Source organism: Elizabethkingia occulta (genome assembly GCF_002023715.1).
GTDB lineage: Bacteria > Bacteroidota > Bacteroidia > Flavobacteriales > Weeksellaceae > Elizabethkingia > Elizabethkingia occulta.
The window spans coordinates 360,262-378,313 of the sequence record NZ_MAHX01000013.1 but is presented as its reverse complement, the minus strand read 5'-3'; the positions used below and the strand labels follow the sequence as shown (position 1 = coordinate 378,313).

Annotated in this window: 22 protein-coding genes; 15 read left to right on the top strand and 7 right to left on the bottom strand. The window is 37.3% G+C overall.

Features of this window, described 5'->3' with window-relative positions; all coding sequences use genetic code 11:
* Nucleotides 1-4 precede the first annotated feature (4 nt).
* The 7 genes from atpA to BAZ10_RS08090 all read right to left on the bottom strand — a co-directional run bounded on the left by atpA (nucleotide 5) and on the right by BAZ10_RS08090 (nucleotide 5,430).
* On the bottom strand, nucleotides 5-1,582 hold the full coding sequence (gene atpA / locus BAZ10_RS08120; protein ID WP_009087699.1) for a F0F1 ATP synthase subunit alpha: 1,578 nt from the start codon (nucleotides 1,580-1,582) through the stop codon (nucleotides 5-7).
* A 15-nt stretch (nucleotides 1,583-1,597) separates the two neighbouring features.
* On the bottom strand, nucleotides 1,598-2,137 hold the full coding sequence (atpH, locus tag BAZ10_RS08115; protein WP_078771622.1) for an ATP synthase F1 subunit delta: 540 nt from the start codon (nucleotides 2,135-2,137) through the stop codon (nucleotides 1,598-1,600).
* A 1-nt stretch (nucleotide 2,138) separates the two neighbouring features.
* Nucleotides 2,139-2,633, bottom strand: coding sequence for a F0F1 ATP synthase subunit B (locus BAZ10_RS08110; protein ID WP_009087706.1), 495 nt, complete (start codon nucleotides 2,631-2,633; stop codon nucleotides 2,139-2,141).
* 88 nt (nucleotides 2,634-2,721) lie between these two features.
* Nucleotides 2,722-2,931 (bottom strand): ATP synthase F0 subunit C, encoded by a 210-nt coding sequence (atpE, locus tag BAZ10_RS08105; protein ID WP_009087709.1) that lies wholly within the window; start codon nucleotides 2,929-2,931, stop codon nucleotides 2,722-2,724.
* Nucleotides 2,932-2,983: 52 nt separating this feature from the next.
* Complete coding sequence (atpB, locus tag BAZ10_RS08100) at nucleotides 2,984-4,051, bottom strand: F0F1 ATP synthase subunit A (RefSeq protein WP_078771621.1); 1,068 nt, start codon at nucleotides 4,049-4,051, stop codon at nucleotides 2,984-2,986.
* 46 nt (nucleotides 4,052-4,097) lie between these two features.
* Nucleotides 4,098-4,496: a hypothetical protein gene (locus BAZ10_RS08095; RefSeq protein ID WP_078771620.1), complete on the bottom strand. Its 399-nt coding sequence runs from the start codon at nucleotides 4,494-4,496 to the stop codon at nucleotides 4,098-4,100.
* Nucleotides 4,497-4,740: 244 nt separating this feature from the next.
* Nucleotides 4,741-5,430 carry a zinc metallopeptidase gene (locus BAZ10_RS08090; protein WP_078771619.1) on the bottom strand — a complete coding sequence of 230 codons (690 nt, stop codon included), beginning with the start codon at nucleotides 5,428-5,430 and terminating at the stop codon, nucleotides 4,741-4,743.
* Nucleotides 5,431-5,535: 105 nt separating this feature from the next.
* Here BAZ10_RS08090 and BAZ10_RS08085 point away from each other — a divergent pair, with 105 nt between their 5' ends.
* The 15 genes from BAZ10_RS08085 to nuoL all read left to right on the top strand — a co-directional run bounded on the left by BAZ10_RS08085 (nucleotide 5,536) and on the right by nuoL (nucleotide 18,051).
* Nucleotides 5,536-6,660: a GNAT family N-acetyltransferase gene (locus tag BAZ10_RS08085; RefSeq protein WP_078771618.1), complete on the top strand. Its 1,125-nt coding sequence runs from the start codon at nucleotides 5,536-5,538 to the stop codon at nucleotides 6,658-6,660.
* A 26-nt stretch (nucleotides 6,661-6,686) separates the two neighbouring features.
* Nucleotides 6,687-6,869 (top strand): hypothetical protein, encoded by a 183-nt coding sequence (locus tag BAZ10_RS19255; protein WP_078771617.1) that lies wholly within the window; start codon nucleotides 6,687-6,689, stop codon nucleotides 6,867-6,869.
* Between the two features lie 118 nt (nucleotides 6,870-6,987).
* Nucleotides 6,988-7,353 carry an NADH-quinone oxidoreductase subunit A gene (locus BAZ10_RS08075; RefSeq protein ID WP_078771616.1) on the top strand — a complete coding sequence of 122 codons (366 nt, stop codon included), beginning with the start codon at nucleotides 6,988-6,990 and terminating at the stop codon, nucleotides 7,351-7,353.
* A 36-nt stretch (nucleotides 7,354-7,389) separates the two neighbouring features.
* Complete coding sequence (locus BAZ10_RS08070; protein ID WP_009087725.1) at nucleotides 7,390-7,938, top strand: NADH-quinone oxidoreductase subunit B; 549 nt, start codon at nucleotides 7,390-7,392, stop codon at nucleotides 7,936-7,938.
* A gap of 4 nt (nucleotides 7,939-7,942) precedes the next feature.
* The gene (locus BAZ10_RS08065; RefSeq protein ID WP_078771615.1) at nucleotides 7,943-8,443 is read left to right on the top strand and encodes an NADH-quinone oxidoreductase subunit C; all 501 of its coding nucleotides are present in this window, start codon (nucleotides 7,943-7,945) and stop codon (nucleotides 8,441-8,443) included.
* Nucleotides 8,444-8,518: 75 nt separating this feature from the next.
* Complete coding sequence (locus BAZ10_RS08060; protein WP_059154209.1) at nucleotides 8,519-9,742, top strand: NADH-quinone oxidoreductase subunit D; 1,224 nt, start codon at nucleotides 8,519-8,521, stop codon at nucleotides 9,740-9,742.
* A 94-nt stretch (nucleotides 9,743-9,836) separates the two neighbouring features.
* Complete coding sequence (locus BAZ10_RS08055; protein ID WP_078771614.1) at nucleotides 9,837-10,346, top strand: NADH-quinone oxidoreductase subunit NuoE family protein; 510 nt, start codon at nucleotides 9,837-9,839, stop codon at nucleotides 10,344-10,346.
* A 10-nt stretch (nucleotides 10,347-10,356) separates the two neighbouring features.
* On the top strand, nucleotides 10,357-11,715 hold the full coding sequence (nuoF, locus tag BAZ10_RS08050; RefSeq protein WP_024568348.1) for an NADH-quinone oxidoreductase subunit NuoF: 1,359 nt from the start codon (nucleotides 10,357-10,359) through the stop codon (nucleotides 11,713-11,715).
* Between the two features lie 18 nt (nucleotides 11,716-11,733).
* Complete coding sequence (locus BAZ10_RS08045) at nucleotides 11,734-12,582, top strand: hypothetical protein (RefSeq protein WP_078771613.1); 849 nt, start codon at nucleotides 11,734-11,736, stop codon at nucleotides 12,580-12,582.
* A gap of 41 nt (nucleotides 12,583-12,623) precedes the next feature.
* A complete protein-coding gene (locus tag BAZ10_RS08040) occupies nucleotides 12,624-13,622 on the top strand; it encodes a 2Fe-2S iron-sulfur cluster-binding protein (protein WP_078771612.1) in 999 nt (332 codons plus the stop codon).
* A gap of 3 nt (nucleotides 13,623-13,625) precedes the next feature.
* The gene (gene nuoH / locus BAZ10_RS08035) at nucleotides 13,626-14,657 is read left to right on the top strand and encodes an NADH-quinone oxidoreductase subunit NuoH (protein ID WP_078771611.1); all 1,032 of its coding nucleotides are present in this window, start codon (nucleotides 13,626-13,628) and stop codon (nucleotides 14,655-14,657) included.
* Nucleotides 14,658-14,778: 121 nt separating this feature from the next.
* Nucleotides 14,779-15,318: a NuoI/complex I 23 kDa subunit family protein gene (locus BAZ10_RS08030; protein WP_034868781.1), complete on the top strand. Its 540-nt coding sequence runs from the start codon at nucleotides 14,779-14,781 to the stop codon at nucleotides 15,316-15,318.
* Nucleotides 15,318-15,812 carry an NADH-quinone oxidoreductase subunit J family protein gene (locus tag BAZ10_RS08025; protein ID WP_034868780.1) on the top strand — a complete coding sequence of 165 codons (495 nt, stop codon included), beginning with the start codon at nucleotides 15,318-15,320 and terminating at the stop codon, nucleotides 15,810-15,812. Before BAZ10_RS08030 ends, BAZ10_RS08025 begins: the two co-directional genes overlap by 1 nt.
* Before the next feature lies 1 nt (nucleotide 15,813).
* Nucleotides 15,814-16,146, top strand: coding sequence for an NADH-quinone oxidoreductase subunit NuoK (gene nuoK, locus BAZ10_RS08020; protein WP_009087746.1), 333 nt, complete (start codon nucleotides 15,814-15,816; stop codon nucleotides 16,144-16,146).
* Between the two features lie 6 nt (nucleotides 16,147-16,152).
* Complete coding sequence (gene nuoL, locus BAZ10_RS08015; RefSeq protein WP_078771846.1) at nucleotides 16,153-18,051, top strand: NADH-quinone oxidoreductase subunit L; 1,899 nt, start codon at nucleotides 16,153-16,155, stop codon at nucleotides 18,049-18,051.
* Nucleotide 18,052 lies beyond the last annotated feature (1 nt).

Below are 18,052 nucleotides of genomic sequence, written 5' to 3'. Positions count from 1 at the left end.
AATCTTAGTTGTATTTTGCAGCGATATCGTCAGCAACCTGCTTCAGAACAGAAGTTAGGTTATTATCGTATTTACCTGCTTTTAAAGCCGCTAAAGTATCAGCGTGTTTTGCTTTTAAGAAATCTACGTAATCTCTTAAGAACTCTTTTACTTTGTTGATCGGCACTTTTCTCATTAAGTTTTCAGTACCAGCATAGATCATAGCAATCTGCTCTTCAACAGGAAGCGGAGAGTTAACACCTTGCTTCAATACTTCTACGTTTCTTTCCCCTTTAGAGATTACTGCTAAAGTAGCAGCATCAAGGTCAGAACCGAATTTAGCAAACGCTTCTAGTTCTTTATATTGTGCCTGGTCTAATTTTAGGGTACCAGATACTTTTTTCATAGACTTGATCTGAGCGTTACCCCCTACACGAGATACGGAGATACCTACGTTAATAGCCGGACGTACACCAGAGTTGAATAAGTCAGACTCCAAGAAAATCTGGCCGTCTGTAATAGAAATTACGTTAGTCGGGATATATGCAGAAACGTCACCCGCCTGAGTCTCGATAATTGGAAGAGCAGTTAATGAACCTCCTCCTTTTACTAGAGGCTTTAAAGACTCTGGTAAGTCGTTCATTTGCTTAGCGATTTCATCGTCACCGATAATTTTTGCAGCTCTTTCTAATAATCTTGAGTGAAGGTAGAATACGTCACCTGGATAAGCTTCACGACCTGGTGGTCTTCTTAAAAGTAGAGAAAGCTCACGGTATGCTACAGCTTGCTTAGAAAGGTCATCATAGATAATTAATGCAGGACGACCAGTGTCTCTGAAGTACTCACCAATTGAAGCTCCGGCTAATGGTGCATATACCTGCATTGGAACCGGATCGGAAGCATTAGCTGTAACGATTACCGTATAAGCCATAGCTCCTTTATCTTCAAGAGTTTTTACAATTTGTGCTACAGTAGAAGCTTTTTGCCCTACAGCAACATATATACAATATACAGGCTGACCTGCATCATAAAATTCTTTTTGGTTAAGAATAGTATCGATAGCCACAGTAGTTTTACCTGTCTGACGGTCACCGATAATAAGCTCTCTTTGTCCTCTACCTACAGGGATCATAGAGTCAATTGCAACGATACCTGTTTGTAAAGGCTCGGTTACAGGCTGACGGTAGATTACTCCAGGAGCTTTTCTTTCCAAAGGCATTTCGTATAGATCACCAGCAACAGCACCTTTACCGTCCACCGGATTACCTAATGTATCTACTACACGACCTAATAAACCTTCACCAACTTTAATAGAAGCAATAGTGTTGGTTCTTTTTACAGTATCACCTTCTTTTACTGCTTTAGATTGTCCAAGAAGAGCTACACCAACGTTATCTTCTTCAAGGTTAAGTACCATCCCTTCAACACCGCTTTCAAATCTTACAAGCTCACCATATTGTACGTTTTCTAACCCGTAAACACGTGCGATACCGTCACCGATCTGAAGTACGGTTCCTACTTCCTGGACATCACTTTGAGTATCAAAGTTTGCCAATTGTTGTTTTAAGATTGCAGATACTTCTGCCGGATTTATTTCTGCCATTTTGGTCTGATTATCTTAGTTAAGTTCAAATTCTTTTCTAATGTTAGATAGCTTCGTTCTTACAGAAGCGTCTACTTGCTGGTCACCTACTCTTAGGACATAACCTCCCAGAATTTCTGGTTTGATACTTGTTTCAATATCAAAAGTTTTAGAGTGATCTACCAATGAAGATCCTTTCAGGATATCTTCGATATTTTGTTGTGTAAGCTGAGTTGCTGTAACCAAAGAAATTCTTTGTACACCATTCAGATCTTCTACATTGTTTATATATTCCTGTGCAATACCTTTAATCTGGCTTTCTCTGCCTTGCTTAATAGCTAATGCAATAATATTTCTGCTGGTTTGAGAAAACTGTGCAAAAATCTGTTCAGTAATACTAATTTTCTTTTTTGCCTCGATAAAAGGGCTTGCGAAGAATTTATTAAGTTCCGAAGAAGCATCTAAAATTTTCACAACATCCTTCATTTCAGCAAAAACAGAAGCTGTATTTCCTGTTTCCTGAGTAAAGTCTAACAGACCTTTTGCGTATCTCTTTGCTACTTTGGATATACGCATCTTAGTTTAAGTTAGATTTATTAAGAATATTTTCTACTAATTGGTTCTGAGCATCATTGTTATCAAGCTTTTGCTTAAGGATAGACTCAGCAATATTTACAGAAAGTTCACCAATCTGAGATTTGATATCTGCCATAGCAGCATTTTTCTCAGCAGTAATGGTTTGTCTAGCCTGCTCAATCATTTTATCACCTTCAGTTTTTGCAGCATCCTTGGCTTCACCAACGATTTTGTCTTTAATCTCTCTTGCTTCTTTAAGGATAGCGTCTCTTTCGATTTTAGCTTCACGAATAATTCTTTCGTTGTCTGCTTTTAGGTTTTCCATTTCAGCCTTAGCTAATTTAACCTGGTTAAGAGCATCTACGATATTCGTTTCTCTTGTATTGATTGCAGAAAGAATTGGCTTCCATGCAAACTTACCTAGTAAGATTACTAAAATTAAGAAAACTACTGTAGTCCAGAATATGTTACCGATTGAAGGAGTTAATAAATCCATTTATAATATTTTTATACTATTCAGTTTAATTTTTCAAAAGTAAAAGAAATTCTGCAAACCAACCGTTTACAGAATTTCTAGATTTTTCTTATCCGTTACCTAGCATTGCTACTACGATACCGAATAGACCAGCACCCTCGATAAGAGCTGCTGCGATAATCATTGCAGTTTGGATTTTTCCTGATTGTTCTGGCTGTCTTGCAATAGCGTCCATTGCGTGACCACCGATTTTACCAATACCTAATCCAACTCCTAGAACTGCTAATCCAGCTCCGATTGCTGCGATACTACCTGTCATAACTTTATAATTAAAATGGTTGTTTTATAATTTATTTCTTATTTCTAAAATCTTAGTGTGCGTGGTGAGGCTCTTCAACTGCCATACCGATAAACAATGCTGTTAACAATGTAAAGATGTAAGCCTGTAATGCTGCTACTAATACTTCCAGTACGTTGATGAACAATGTTAGTGCTACTGATACCGGAGCTACAGCGTAAGACTGCATAATGAAGATTAATGATACTAAACTCAGGATTACAATGTGCCCTGCAGTCATGTTAGCAAAAAGACGAATCATTAGTGCAATCGGCTTAGTAAACATACCTAAGATCTCCACAGGAACAAGAATTACATATACTAATAACTTACCTGCCCATGGCATATTATTCCCTAACGGGTCAAAGATGTGAGACCAGTAAGTTTTTCTACCGTTAACATTCACTATAATGAAAGTAAGAACTGCCATTACCATAGTGAAAGCGATATTCCCTGTTACGTTAGCTGATCCCGGAAGTAATCCTAAGATATTCATCAGCCAGATGAAAAGGAAAAGCGTAACTAAATAAGGAACAAATCTCTTATATTTAACAGAACCAATGTTTTGTAAAGCGATTTCATCACGTACAAAAATAATAAGTGGCTCAATAAATCTTGCAATTCCTGAAGGAACCTGAGACTTCTTATAACTACCTCTTGTTGCAAATGCAATCAATATAAGGATAACTGCCGCTAATAACATCTGCGCAACAACTTTTGTGATTGAAAAATCCAGAGGTTTTGCATTTGTAGGGTGGTCTTCATGCATGTTAAGCGTCCCCGCAGCATCAGTTTTATAAATTTTATTATGGTAAAGCTTATAATAGTTACCATCTACTTCAGCTACTTCATCTTCATGATGACCGAATTTTGCAGAAGAGAAGACTTTTAGTCCGTTATCTAACAAAATTATCGGAAGCGAAAGGCTTACTGATTTTTCACCTTCTCCCCAGAAATGCCAAGAGTGAGAATCCGAGATATGGTGCATAATATCTGGCACAGGGTTATACTTCTCAGGCTTTTGCTGACCCTCTGTGGAAGAGGCAAATACAAGTCCTGCGACTAAAAACGTAAGCAAATAAAGGATCTTCTTTACATTCATACCAGAATTCTAAATTTTTTGCAAAAATAAGGATTTAAATGACATATCAAAGCGTGTCAGATTTATTTATTTTATGATTTTTATCCTGTATTCTGATTAAAGCAACAACCAAAGCTGTTTCTACAAGCAGATAATACCAGTAAAAACCAAAATACAACATCAGGTTTTGCTTCATCTCCGGAAACTTGTATGCTAAAAATATAACTCCACCCATTTTCACAATAAGAAAAGCTACATACACATAAGCAATAAGCTCTTTTTTAATAAGGCTAACACCTATAATACTAGCCAAACTAAGAAAATGAAGAAAGAAAAACAGGAAATGCAGTTTATAAGATACAGTTATACCTTGTTGTATCAACAAAAAATTAACACCAAAAGCAGCCGCACTAAAAACTAAAAACAAAACAAATAACAATAAGCTTTGCGAAACCTTATTTTTCATAGCCGCAAAGATGCTATTTTATTTTTTAACTTCCTATTCTGATAAAAAAGACAGAAGAAAATCATATTTTATATTATCAAAAAGAGATACTAAAAACACAATGCAACCTTATCAAAATTACCATAAGGCTTAATTAGGAATCACGAAAAGGTTTACCCACCGAAAATAAAATTAAGATTTACAATAAAGAAAAGACTGCTTCTTCTGAAACAGTCTTTTCTTTATTGTATTGATAAATATGATTTTAATCTCTTCGTCCACCCGAAAGCATAGAAGCAAAGTACAGCAACTGAGCCAGAGATCCCAAAGCTGCAACCACATAAGTTCTTGCTGCCCATTTTAAAGAATCCTGAGCAGCATCCTGTTCATCTACAGTTACTGTTCCACTCTTTTCAAGCCATTTCAAAGCTCTGTTACTTGCGTCATACTCTACTGGCAATGTAACAAATGCAAACATCGTTGTTACAGCAAATAATATAACACCCAGCGCTAACAATGTTTTGTTCCCACTGGAAGCCATTACAATAATCCCTGCAAATAAAACAAACTGTAATAATCTGGAACTAATATTCACTACAGGAACAAGTTTGGACCGCAGCCTCAACATGGAGTAACCCTCCGCATGTTGTATTGCATGCCCACATTCATGAGCTGCTACAGCTGCCGCTGCTGCATTTCTCTGCATGTATACCGCTTCTGATAAATTTACTGTTTTATTAGTGGGATCATAGTGATCCGTCAACTGTCCGGGAACCGAAGTTACAACGACATCCCGAATCCCATTCTCCGCCAGCATTTTTTCAGCAATTTCTTTGCCCGACATATGATTGCGCAATCTCAGTTTTGAATAATAATCAAACTTCGATCTGAGCCTGTTTTGCACAATTACGCTGGCTATAAATATGATTAATAATATAAAATAATAACTAAACATTTGTGTAATTTCTGTCTAAATCTTACATCCTATGAAGGAAAAAACCATGCCAAAAACAAGGTAAAAAAATGCAATTCTTTATATTTGCAGAAAATTAAAATAAACATGTCGGAAATCTCCCTTAGAAAAGTCATTAATGATAAAATGCTTACAGATTTTATTCAGTTTCCGATGACACTATACAAAAACAACCCAAATTATGTTCCTGCATTAATAAATGATGAGAAACAAATATGGGATCCAAAAGAAAACCCGGCACTCGCTTATAGTGAAGCCGAGCTATATCTTGCATACAAAAACAATCAGGTTGTTGGTAGAATAGCCGTGATGATTAACCACAAAGAAGGCAAAGAGCTGGATATTCATAAAGTACGCTTTGGATGGATAGACTTTATTGACGATATCAATGTTTCAAAAGCGCTTATAGAAAAAGCTATAGAATATGCCAAGCAGCACAATATAAATAAAATTGAAGGCCCTATGGGCTTTACCAATCTGGATAAAGCGGGAATGCTGACAATGGGTTTTGACAAACTAGCCACTATGATTGGCATCTATAACTTCGATTATTACCCACAACATCTGGAGCAGCTGGGACTGGTAAAAGAGAAAGAATGGGTTGAATTTGAACTTGCTTTCCCTGAAGTTTTGAGCGAAAAGGTGATTAAGTTCAACGATCTCATTAAAGAAAAATATCAGCTAAAGGTTCTGAAATTTAATAACAAAAAAGAAATACTTCCTTTAGTAGAACCTATGTTCCAACTTCTGGACGAAACCTACAAAGGACTATCTACCTATACCCCTATCACCCAGCAACAGATCCAAACGTATAAGGAGAAATATTTTGGTTTCATAGATAAAGATTTCATTGTTTGCATTACCGATGCCAATGACAAACTTATTTCTTTTGCTATCACTATGCCTTCATATTCAAAGGCCTTACAAAAAGCCAACGGAAAGCTATTCCCTTTTGGATGGTGGCATTTTTTACAGGCAGGCAAAAAAAATGACCGTGCCAATTTCTACCTGATAGGCATACACCCGGAATATCAACGCCGCGGAGTAACTGCTATTATCTTCAAAGAAATTTATGAAATTTTCAAGAAAAAAGGTGTGAAGTTTCTGGAAACAAATCCCGAACTTGAAGAGAACAAAAACATCCAACTTCTATGGCAGGATTACAGTCCAGTAAATCATAAAAGAAGAAGAACTTACAGCAAAGAATTTTAATCTATTAATCTTACAAGACAAAAGACATGAAAAAGCAACTTATCATATACGCTATACTTATTGTTATCTTCTTTGCTTACAACCAATTTTTCCGTGTAAAAGACGATCAGCTTAATGATTTAATTAATATTGTTTTTTCCAGTTTTTTATTCCTATACATCGCATATATTGCCTTTGTGATTTTGAAGCGATTAAAAGGTAAAAAATAATTTATTTTTAATCATTCTAAATTACCTTTTCCTCTGGCTTTCAGCGAGAAACATTGCCTTTGTAATTTCAATTTTACCTATAATTTTAGTATTATTGCAAGTTAGTAATTAAGATATTATGAACTTGCCAGAAAATTATATCCCAATATTAATACAAGCTGCTGTAGCACTTGGCTTTGTGATAGTTACCATTATCGCATCCAGCTTATTGGGACCTAAAGTAAAAGGAGAAGTAAAAGATAAAGCTTTTGAAAGTGGTTATACGTCTGTAGGTGATGCAAGAACGCCTTTTTCTGTAAAATATTTTCTTACTGCAATCCTTTTCGTACTATTCGATATCGAGATAGTATTCTTCTATCCTTATGCCGTTAATTTCAGAGAGTTTGGCGTGGAAGGCTTTATGGCCATTGTAACGTTTGTGGCGATCTTCTTCATTGCATTTTTCTATGTATTGAAAAGAGGCGCATTGGACTGGGATAAATAATTAAATTTTTAATCAGAAGATTAAAACAAAAAAGAGATGTCAAAAGAAGTTAAAATATTAGAAACTCCTCCTCCAGGTCATGCCGGAGAAGGTTTTTTTGCAACGAAACTAGACAGCCTTATTGGTATGGCCAGAGCAAATTCTCTTTGGCCGCTTCCGTTTGCTACATCTTGTTGCGGAATCGAGTTTATGGCGATGATGAACCCCACTTATGACCTTGCCCGTTTTGGTGGTGAGCGTATGGTATTCTCCCCTCGTCAGGCTGACATATTATTGGTATGCGGAACCATTTCAAAAAAATTGGCTCCAATTTTAAAAACAGTTTACAGCCAGATGGCAGAGCCTCGTTGGGTAGTAGCTGTAGGCGCTTGTGCTTCAAGTGGTGGGATATTCGATACTTATTCTGTTCTTCAGGGAATCGACAAAGTAATACCTGTAGATGTTTATGTTCCTGGATGTCCTCCAAGACCTGAACAGATCTTAGAAGGCTTTATGCAGGTACAGGCAATTGCCAAAAGCGAAAGCCTTAGAAGACGTGATCTTCCGGAGTACAAAGAACTATTAGAATCTTATAACATTAAATAAGCCCATGGAACTAACAAATGAATTAGTACTTGAAGCCATTTCAAGAGAGTTTCCTGAAGCTGTTCTAAACTCATCAGAACCTTACGGGCTTCTGACAATCGAGCTAAAGAAAGAAGAGACTAAAAAGGTTATCCACTATCTTAAAGAATCTTCATACGAATTTATATTCCTTACCGATATCTGTGGAGTTCATTACCCGGATAATCAGGAAAAAGAATTAGGAGTAGTTTACCACCTACACAGTTTGGTAAATAACTTCAGATTGAGACTGAAAACTTTCATGCCAAGAGAAAGTGCTACTATAGAAACCATCAGCGATCTTTATTCCGGAGCCAACTGGATGGAAAGAGAAACTTTTGATTTCTATGGAATAGACTTTAAAGGACATCCCGATATGCGTCCTATTCTAAATATGGAAGATCTGGGTTATCACCCTATGCTGAAAGAATATCGCCTTGAAGACGGAACACGTACAGACAAGAACGATTCAATGTTCGGAAGATAATTTATAAATGATTAATGATGATTGATTGCTGATCCAAAAATCAATTATCAATTATCGCCCATCAATTATAGCGAAATGAAAGATAACAATTTATCAAATATACTTAGCCAATACGAGTCGAAAGAGCAAATCGACCAACAGCTTTATACGCTAAACCTGGGACCAACCCACCCGGCGACACACGGTATTTTCCAAAACGTACTGACTATGGACGGAGAAAGAATTCTTCATTCAGAGCAGACTGTTGGTTATATTCACAGAGCTTTTGAAAAAATTGCTGAAAGAAGACCTTATGGCCAGATCACAACTCTAACAGACAGATTAAATTACTGTTCTGCTCCCATCAATAATTTTGGATGGCATATGACAGTTGAGAAATTAATCGGTTGCGAAGTTCCTAAGCGTGTAGACTATATGCGTATTATTATGATGGAACTTTCCAGAATTGCAGACCACATGGTATGTAACGGTGTTATTGGTGTAGATACCGGTGCTTTAACAGGATTTACTTATTTGTTCCAGGTACGTGAACAAATTTATGATATATACGAGCAGATCTGCGGTGCCAGAATGACAACTAACATGGGAAGAATTGGAGGTTTCGAAAGAGACTTCAGTCCAAAATTCCATGAACTGCTAAGAGATTTCCTTAAAACTTTCCCTAAGAAATTTGGTGAATATCAGAGCTTAATGGAAAGAAACAGAATTTTCATGGATCGTACTATTGGTACAGGAGCAATTAGTGCAGAAAGAGCACTAAGCTACAGCTTCACAGGACCAAACTTACGTGCTGCAGGTGTTGACTATGATGTAAGAGTAGCACAACCATATTCTTCATATGACGACTTCGACTTCATCGTACCAATTGGTACTGCCGGAGATACATACGACAGATTCATGGTTCGCCAGACTGAGATTATGGAAAGTTATAAGCTTATTAAAAACGCTTATGAAAATCTTCCTCAGGGATCTTACCACGCAGATGTACCAGATTTCTACTTACCAGAAAAGGCAGATGTGTACACCAAGATGGAAGCTCTTATTTATCACTTCAAGATTGTTATGGGTGAGCAGGATATTCCTGTAGGAGAAGTATACCACAGTGTAGAAGGTGGAAACGGAGAACTTGGTTTCTATATGATTAGCGACGGAGGCCGTACACCTTACAGATTACACTTTAGAAGACCATGTTTCATTTATTACCAGGCATACCCTGAAATGATACGTGGCTCTTTAATTTCTGACGCAGTTGTAACATTAAGTAGCCTTAATGTAATTGCAGGAGAATTGGATGCATAGAAGAATTATAAATTTTGAATTATAAATTATAAATTGATTTTTAGACTGCTGAATTCATTTCAGAATTTAAAATCTAAAATCTAAAATTTCAAAAATGAGCGAAACAATTGCTTTTAAACCTGAAGTTATAGAACAGGTAAATAAAATTATCGCAAGATATCCGGAGGGCAGACAAAAATCAGCTCTTATTCCTTTGTTGCATGTTGCACAAAAAGAGTTTGGCGGCTGGCTGGATGTACCGGTAATGGATTACGTTGCAGAGCTGCTTAATATAAGACCAATCGAGGTTTACGAAGTAGCAACTTTCTATACAATGTTCAATATGAAGCCTGTTGGTAAATATGTACTGGAAGTATGCAGAACAGGTCCTTGTATGTTGAAAGGAAGTGATGATATATTAGATCATATCCGTACAACACTGAACATAAAGGACGGAGAAACAACCGAAGACGGTCTGTTTACCTTAAAGCCGGCAGAATGTCTGGGGGCTTGTGGTTATGCGCCAATGATGCAGTTAGGGAAATTTTATCATGAAAATTTAACAAAAGAAAAGGTAGACGAAATTCTTGAACTTTGCCGTCAGGGAGCTGTTGCCTTAGATTAAAAATAATAAAATGAGTAAGAAACTTTTACTTAAAGACGCTCATATAGAAGGTATTCGCTACTTCGACACCTACAGAAAGCAAGGTGGTTACGATGCAGTAGAAAAAGCCTTAAAAATGACACCGGACGAAATTCTGGAGGAAGTAAAAGCTTCCGGACTTAGAGGTCGTGGTGGAGCAGGTTTCCCTACAGGGATGAAGTGGAGCTTCCTGGCTAAGCCAGATGGTGTTCCTAGACACTTAGTTGTAAATGCTGACGAATCTGAACCGGGAACTTTCAAGGACCGTTATTTAATGGAATTCATTCCTCACTTATTAATAGAGGGTATGATTATTTCATCTTTCTGTTTAGGTTCCAATGCTTCTTATATCTATATCCGTGGAGAATATTCATGGATTCCTGATATTCTTGAAGAGGCAATCGAGGAAGCTAAAAAAGAAGGATTCTTAGGTAAAAATATTTTAGGAACAGGTTACGATTTAGAAATCTATGTACAAAGAGGTGCAGGTGCATATATCTGCGGAGAAGAGACTGCTCTTCTTGAATCTCTTGAAGGTAAGCGTGGAAATCCTCGTTTGAAACCACCATTCCCGGCTGTAAAAGGTCTGTGGGAAAGACCAACAGTGGTGAACAATGTGGAATCTATCGCAGCAATCGTTCCAATTATCAATATCAGCGGAGCAGAATATTCTAAAATTGGTGTTGGCCGTTCTACAGGTACAAAACTAATTTCTGCATGTGGTAATATCAACAAACCTGGTGTTTACGAAATTGATATGACCATTACAGTAGAAGAATTTATTTACTCTGACGAATACTGTGGTGGTATTCCAAACGGAAAAAAGCTTAAGGCTTGTATTCCCGGAGGATCATCAGTTCCAATTGTTCCGGCAAATCTTTTATTAAAAACCATCAACGGTGAACCTCGTTATATGAATTACGAGAGTTTAGCTGACGGAGGTTTTGCAACAGGAACAATGATGGGGTCTGGTGGTTTTATTGTACTGGATGAAGATCAGTGCGTTGTAAAACATACCCTTACATTAGCAAGATTCTATAACCACGAAAGTTGTGGACAATGTACACCTTGCCGTGAAGGAACTGGCTGGATGTACAGAATATTAAAGAAAATTGACAGCGGAAAAGGAACAATGGAAGATATCGATCTGCTTTGGGATATCCAACGTAAGATTGAAGGAAACACTATTTGTCCGTTAGGAGATGCAGCAGCTTGGCCTGTAGCAGCAGCTATTCGTCACTTCAGAGACGAATTCGAATGGCATGTGAAAAACCCTGAACTTTGTTTAACCCAAAACTACGGACTTGCACATTATGCTGATCCGTTACCAGCACCAGCTGTTACAAATTAATAAATTGCTAGAAAGATAATGAAGAAGTTTTTTGCGCTTGCAGTACTATTTTTAGGAACGGGTTTGGGTTTTGCTCAAAGTCTTGACAGCAATACAGGTATTGTAGAAAAGCCCACTCCACTAACAAAGAAAGGACAAATGTTTGTTTTCTTTGGATGGAACAGAGCTGCTTTTAGTAATTCTGATATTCATTTTTCAGGAAATGGTTATAATTTCCAACTGAACAATGTATCAGCACAGGATAGACCAACTAAATTCGGAATCGTTTATTTTAACCCGGGATGGTTTACTGTAGTACAGTATAATTTCAGAGCAGGTTATTTTATTAAAGACAATTTAGCGATTGTTTTAGGAATTGATCACATGAAATATGTGATGGACCAAAACCAAACTGTAAATTTCTCCGGACACATTTCCGATCCGAAATATGCAGGAATGGTACAAAACGGACAAGTAAATTTACAGGATGAACAATTCCTGACTTTTGAACATACAGATGGTCTTAATTACGAAAACTTAGGTATTGAGAAATACCAAAAGATAAGTACCAGCAAAAACTGGGATATCGTATGGTCTTATGGAGTTGGAGCAGGTTTTATGTTCCCGAAAAGTAATGTAAAACTATTCGGAAATGAGAGAAGTGACCGTTTCCATGTAGCAGGGATAGGTACAGATGCCAGAGCGAGTATTAACCTTGTTTTTGCTAAACACTGGATGCTTCGTTTAGAAGGAAAAGCCGGTTATATCAACATGTGGGATATTAAGACAACATTAAATAATAAACCAGACAAGGCTCAACAGGATTTTGTTTTCGGACAGGTTCTTGCCGGAATAGGTTATACATTTAATACAAAGAAGAATAAATAACAAAGCCTATTGCTTCATGCATATAGCTTAAAGCATATAATATGAGCGAAGAAATAAAAAAATTCAAAATAACCATCGACGGACAAACGACTGAGGTTGCTCCGGGCACTACTATTTTGGAAGCGGCCAGACAAATCGGAGGAAAGTCTGTTCCGCCAGCAATGTGCTATTACAGCAAACTGGAAAAAAGTGGTGGACGTTGCAGAACTTGTCTTGTAGAGGTATCTAAAGGTTCTGAAGCAGATCCAAGACCGATGCCTAAGCTAGTAGCAAGCTGCCGTACAACTGTAATGGATGGTATGGAAGTGAAGAATCTTGAATCTCCTAAAACACAGGAAGCAAGACATGCTGTAACCGAATTTTTATTGGTAAATCACCCATTAGACTGCCCTATCTGTGATCAGGCAGGAGAATGTCATTTACAGGATTTAAGTTACGAAAATGGTCTTCAGCAAACTCGTACTGAGTTTGAAAGAAGAACTTTTGACGCCGATGATATCGGCCCATATATAAAGCTGAATATGAACCGTTGCATTCTTTGTGCACGTTGCGTTCTGTTAGCTGATCAGTTAACTCCGGAAAGAGAACACGGAATCCTCTTCAGAGGAGACCATGCTGAGATCTCTACTTACCTGAACAAAGCTTTGGACAATGACTTTATCGGAAACGTTATCGATGTATGTCCTGTAGGAGCATTAACAGACAGAACGTTCCGTTTTGCAAGCCGTGTATGGTACACCAAACCGATAAACGCAACTTGTAAGTGTGAGAAATGTAGCGGAAAAGCTGTTCTTTGGATGAAAGGAGACGAAATTCTTCGTGTTACAGCAAGAAAAGATATCTACGGAGAAGTAGAAGAATTTATATGTAACGACTGTCGTTTCGAAAGAAAAGACACCAAGGATTGGACTATAGAAGGACCTAGACATATCGACCGTCATTCTGTAATTTCAACAAACAAGTACGGAACATTGCAAAATTCATATAAGCGCATTGATTCTGAAACTGTAATCGAGATAGATAGCAAACACGAAAAATAGATCATGACAAATATTCTTTTTACAACAATACTTATCGTTATCCTGTTTGTGTTATGCATCGCAGTTGCTGCTTACTCAACATGGGCAGAGCGTAAAGTTGCCGCAATTATGCAGGACAGAATCGGACCTAACCGTGCAGGACCATTTGGTCTTTTGCAGCCATTGGCAGATGGTGGTAAACTTTTCTTCAAGGAAGAGTTTATTCCTAAAAATGCCGAGAAATTTTTATTTATCCTTGCACCGGGTATCCTGATGTTTATTTCTCTACTTACAGGAGCTGTTATTCCATGGGGGAAAACGTTAAACATCGGAGGTGAATCTTTGCCTGTACAGGTAGCAAATATAGATGTTGGTGTTCTTTTCCTTATCGGTATGGCATCTACCAGTGTGTATGCAATTATGATTGGTGGATGGGCTTCCAATAACAAATTTTCATTGATCTCTGCGGTAAGGGCATCTTCACAGATGATTTCTTACGAATTGGCAATGGGTCTTTCACTTCTTTCTATTGTATTAATGAATGGATCTCTGGATCTTCGTGTTATTACAGAAAACCAAGCCGGATGGGGAGGTATGAAGTGGAATATTGTTCTTCAACCTGTAGCATTCCTAATTTTCTTTGTTTGCTCTCTTGCAGAATGTAACCGTGCACCTTTTGACTTAGCAGAATGTGAATCAGAGCTTATTAACGGATTCCACACAGAATATTCTTCTATGAAATTTGGATTATTCCTTTTTGCGGAATATGTTAACATGTTTATTTCTTCAGCACTTATTACTACCCTTTTCTTTGGTGGCTATAACTATCCGGGAATTCAGTGGGTTGGTGAAAACTGGGGAGAAAATGCTGCCGGAATTATCAGTATCGTAGCCTTCTTAGCAAAAGCTTTCTTATTTGTATTCATTTTTATGTGGATAAGATGGACTTTACCAAGGTTCCGTTACGACCAGTTAATGCACTTAGGATGGAAATCTTTTATCCCGTTAGCGCTAATTAACTTATTGGTAACTGGTGCAATATTATTGTTTGTATAAAACAATTTTGGATTTTGAATTATTAAATTTTGAATTAGTGGTGAAGGAAATAAATAGAAAGAAAGCAGACTCAGCTCTGAACTCTGAAAATTAATCTCTGACATCTGATAATTACAATAAGATGAAACTAACGAACAGATCAAAAGTAGTCTCCAATAAAGAGATGACTTTAGCCGAAAGAAGCTATCTGCCTGCCATTTTCAAAGGTATGGGGATTACGCTGAAGCACGCTTTCCAGAAAAATAATACTTTCAGCTATCCTGAAGAAAGAAGGATTTTTGCAAAAGTATGGCGTGGTCAGCATGTCCTGAAAAGAGACGATGAAGGCAGAGAACGTTGTACGGCCTGCGGTCTTTGTGCTGTAGCTTGCCCTGCAGAAGCCATTACAATGACTGCTGCAGAAAGAACAAAAGAGGAAAAGCATCTATACCGCGAGGAAAAATATGCTTCAGTATACGAAATCAATATGCTGAGATGTATTTTCTGTGGGTTGTGTGAAGATGCATGTCCAAAATCAGCAATTTATTTAACAGACAGATTGGTAGATGTAGAAACTAACAGAGGTTCTTTTGTATACGGAAAGGACAAATTGGTAGAAGATATGAACAACCGTATCGATATTTCTGATCGTCAAAAGAAATCTTATAACCAACCGGAATAATGGAGCAGTATATTTTTTATTTTGTAGCACTGTTAGCGTTAGCCAGCGCTGTTTATATGGTTTTTGCAAGAAACCCGTTATATAGCATCTTATCTCTTGTTATTACATTCTTCTCTATTGCAGGAATGTATATTTTGTTGAATGCCCAGTTTTTAGGAATTGTACAGATCATTGTATATGCAGGTGCCATCATGGTACTTTTCTTATACATCCTGATGATGTTGAATCTGAATGCAAAAGACGAATCCAGCAAGAAGAACTATATGAAATTCATCGGAATTATTTCCGCAGGAATATTATTAACAGGATTATTAGGAGCCTACAGAGGTATCCAGGGGACTGCTAAAGTAGCTGTTTCCGACAATGGTGTAGGTCTTACCAAAAACCTAGGAAAATTATTGTTTAACGAGTATGTATTGCCATTTGAGCTTGCGAGTGTATTAATTCTTACCGCAATTATCAGTGCAGTATTAATCGGTAAAAAAGATATATAAAATGGGAGAAGTAACTAATTCGATGTTACAGGCTGTTCCGATAGAACATTATATTATTCTATGCAGTCTGTTGTTCAGTTTAGGTGTTTTAGGAGTATTAATCCGTAAAAATGCGATTATTATTCTTGGATGTGTTGAGCTAATGCTGAACTCGGTAAACCTACTGTTAGCTGCTTTTTCAGCATACAAAGGAGATGGACATGCTCAGGTACTGGTATTCTTCATCATGGTGGTTGCTGCAGCCGAAGTTGCTGTAGGATTGGCAATCTTAACGATGATGTACAGAAATACCCGCTCTGTGGATGTAAGTGTATTTAACAAATTAAAAGGATAATTGCTGATGGATAATTTGATTATAGCTATACTTATTTTACCGTTAATAGGGTTTCTGATTAACGGCTTATTCGGAAAGCATTTGCCTAAAGTAGTAGTAGGCGGACTAGCAACTCTTGTTGTTTTTGTTTCGTTTGTTCTGGCTGCTTCAATTTTCTCCGATTACACTGCGGACTCTTCTGTTACTATTGTACGTTTGTTCAAGTGGTTTCAGATTGACGGAGTTCCAATTAACTTTTCATTACAAATAGACCAGTTATCACTGATGATGGTATTAATCATCACCGGAATTGGTTCTTTAATACACCTGTACTCTATCGGTTATATGAGCCATGATGCAGGTTTCTACAAATTCTTCACTTACCTTAACCTGTTTATCTTCTCCATGCTTTTATTAGTAATGGGAAGTAACTATCTAATCCTTTTCATAGGATGGGAAGGTGTAGGAGTTTGTTCTTACTTACTAATCGGTTTCTGGTATGATAACGTAGAATATGGAAAAGCTGCAAGAAAAGCTTTCATCATGAACCGTATTGGTGACCTTGGTTTACTAATTGGTATCTTCGCTATCGCTTACCAGCTTAACGCAATCGATTATCTGACAGTTGCTCAGAATGCTTCTAAGTTCGAGTATAATGGTGGTATTATTCTTTTCATCACTGTATCTCTGTTTATCGGAGCAATGGGTAAATCTGCACAGATTCCGTTATTCACATGGTTACCGGATGCAATGGCAGGTCCAACACCGGTATCTGCACTAATCCACGCTGCAACTATGGTTACAGCTGGTATCTACTTGGTTGTACGTTCTAACTTCTTATATACGTTGGCACCTAGTACAATGGAGTTCATTATGTACATCGGTTTAGCAACTTCTTTAATTGCATCGTTCATTGCGCTAAGACAGAACGACATTAAAAAGGTATTGGCATACTCTACTGTATCACAGTTAGGTTTTATGTTCATCGCTTTAGGTGCCGGATCTTATACAACGGCAATGTTCCATCTGATGACACATGCTTTCTTCAAAGCTTTATTATTCTTAGGATCGGGTTCTGTAATCCACGCCATGAGCGGAGAGCAGGATATGAGACATATGGGTGGACTGAGAAAGAAAATCCCGGTAACTTACTGGACATTCCTTATCGGTACCCTTGCTATTACAGGTTTCCCATTCTTATCGGGGATGATTTCTAAAGATGAAATCCTTGTAACTGCATTTGCTAAAAACCCTGTAGTATGGTTCTTTACTTTTGTAAGTGCTGCCATGACTGCTATCTATATGTTCCGTCTTTTATACCTTACTTTCTTTGGAGAGTTCAGAGGATCAAAAGAACAAGAACATCATTTACATGAAAGTCCGCTGAATATGACTTTACCACTAATTGTACTGGCTATTCTTTCAGTTGTTGGTGGTTTCTTCAACCTTCCGCACTTTGTTTCCCATGACCATTCCCAAAAACTGGCACACTGGCTAAACAAAATAATCATCTCTCCGATCGAATTACCGGAAGTAAGCGTAGCTACAGAATGGATTTTATTAGCCATTACTGTTGCCATGTTCTTTATTGTATGGTTTATTGTAAGAAATACTTATGTAAACAAAAAGAAAATGGCATTACCAGACAGCAAATATGTTGGATGGGAAAGACTTTCTGCTCAGAAGTTAAAAATTGATGAGATTTATAATGCAATGATTGTAAAGCCTATTGAAGGAATGGGTAAAGCAGCATCAATGTTTGATAAAGCTGTACTCGATCGTATTGTAAACTTTATTGCAAACGGAGCTGAAGATTCTGGAAAATCTTTCAAGCGCCTTCAGAATGGAAATGTAGAAACTTATGTGCTGATTATGTCATTGGCAGTAGGGATTATATTAATTGTTAACTTTTTATTGAATTCATAAG

What these genes read in the sequence shown, in the direction of transcription:
- BAZ10_RS08030 (WP_034868781.1), top strand. Translation starts at nt 14,779, where the DNA reads ATGAAACTAACGAACAGATCAAAAGTAGTCTCCAATAAAGAGATGACT.
- nuoH (WP_078771611.1), top strand. Translation starts at nt 13,626, where the DNA reads ATGACAAATATTCTTTTTACAACAATACTTATCGTTATCCTGTTTGTG.
- atpA (WP_009087699.1), bottom strand. Translation starts at nt 1,582, where the DNA reads ATGGCAGAAATAAATCCGGCAGAAGTATCTGCAATCTTAAAACAACAA.
- atpE (WP_009087709.1), bottom strand. Translation starts at nt 2,931, where the DNA reads ATGACAGGTAGTATCGCAGCAATCGGAGCTGGATTAGCAGTTCTAGGA.
- BAZ10_RS08085 (WP_078771618.1), top strand. Translation starts at nt 5,536, where the DNA reads ATGTCGGAAATCTCCCTTAGAAAAGTCATTAATGATAAAATGCTTACA.
- atpH (WP_078771622.1), bottom strand. Translation starts at nt 2,137, where the DNA reads ATGCGTATATCCAAAGTAGCAAAGAGATACGCAAAAGGTCTGTTAGAC.
- nuoF (WP_024568348.1), top strand. Translation starts at nt 10,357, where the DNA reads ATGAGTAAGAAACTTTTACTTAAAGACGCTCATATAGAAGGTATTCGC.
- BAZ10_RS08045 (WP_078771613.1), top strand. Translation starts at nt 11,734, where the DNA reads ATGAAGAAGTTTTTTGCGCTTGCAGTACTATTTTTAGGAACGGGTTTG.
- atpB (WP_078771621.1), bottom strand. Translation starts at nt 4,051, where the DNA reads ATGAATGTAAAGAAGATCCTTTATTTGCTTACGTTTTTAGTCGCAGGA.
- BAZ10_RS08095 (WP_078771620.1), bottom strand. Translation starts at nt 4,496, where the DNA reads ATGAAAAATAAGGTTTCGCAAAGCTTATTGTTATTTGTTTTGTTTTTA.
- BAZ10_RS08075 (WP_078771616.1), top strand. Translation starts at nt 6,988, where the DNA reads ATGAACTTGCCAGAAAATTATATCCCAATATTAATACAAGCTGCTGTA.
- nuoK (WP_009087746.1), top strand. Translation starts at nt 15,814, where the DNA reads ATGGGAGAAGTAACTAATTCGATGTTACAGGCTGTTCCGATAGAACAT.
- BAZ10_RS19255 (WP_078771617.1), top strand. Translation starts at nt 6,687, where the DNA reads ATGAAAAAGCAACTTATCATATACGCTATACTTATTGTTATCTTCTTT.
- BAZ10_RS08025 (WP_034868780.1), top strand. Translation starts at nt 15,318, where the DNA reads ATGGAGCAGTATATTTTTTATTTTGTAGCACTGTTAGCGTTAGCCAGC.
- BAZ10_RS08060 (WP_059154209.1), top strand. Translation starts at nt 8,519, where the DNA reads ATGAAAGATAACAATTTATCAAATATACTTAGCCAATACGAGTCGAAA.
- BAZ10_RS08070 (WP_009087725.1), top strand. Translation starts at nt 7,390, where the DNA reads ATGTCAAAAGAAGTTAAAATATTAGAAACTCCTCCTCCAGGTCATGCC.
- BAZ10_RS08065 (WP_078771615.1), top strand. Translation starts at nt 7,943, where the DNA reads ATGGAACTAACAAATGAATTAGTACTTGAAGCCATTTCAAGAGAGTTT.
- BAZ10_RS08110 (WP_009087706.1), bottom strand. Translation starts at nt 2,633, where the DNA reads ATGGATTTATTAACTCCTTCAATCGGTAACATATTCTGGACTACAGTA.
- BAZ10_RS08090 (WP_078771619.1), bottom strand. Translation starts at nt 5,430, where the DNA reads ATGTTTAGTTATTATTTTATATTATTAATCATATTTATAGCCAGCGTA.
- BAZ10_RS08040 (WP_078771612.1), top strand. Translation starts at nt 12,624, where the DNA reads ATGAGCGAAGAAATAAAAAAATTCAAAATAACCATCGACGGACAAACG.
- nuoL (WP_078771846.1), top strand. Translation starts at nt 16,153, where the DNA reads ATGGATAATTTGATTATAGCTATACTTATTTTACCGTTAATAGGGTTT.
- BAZ10_RS08055 (WP_078771614.1), top strand. Translation starts at nt 9,837, where the DNA reads ATGAGCGAAACAATTGCTTTTAAACCTGAAGTTATAGAACAGGTAAAT.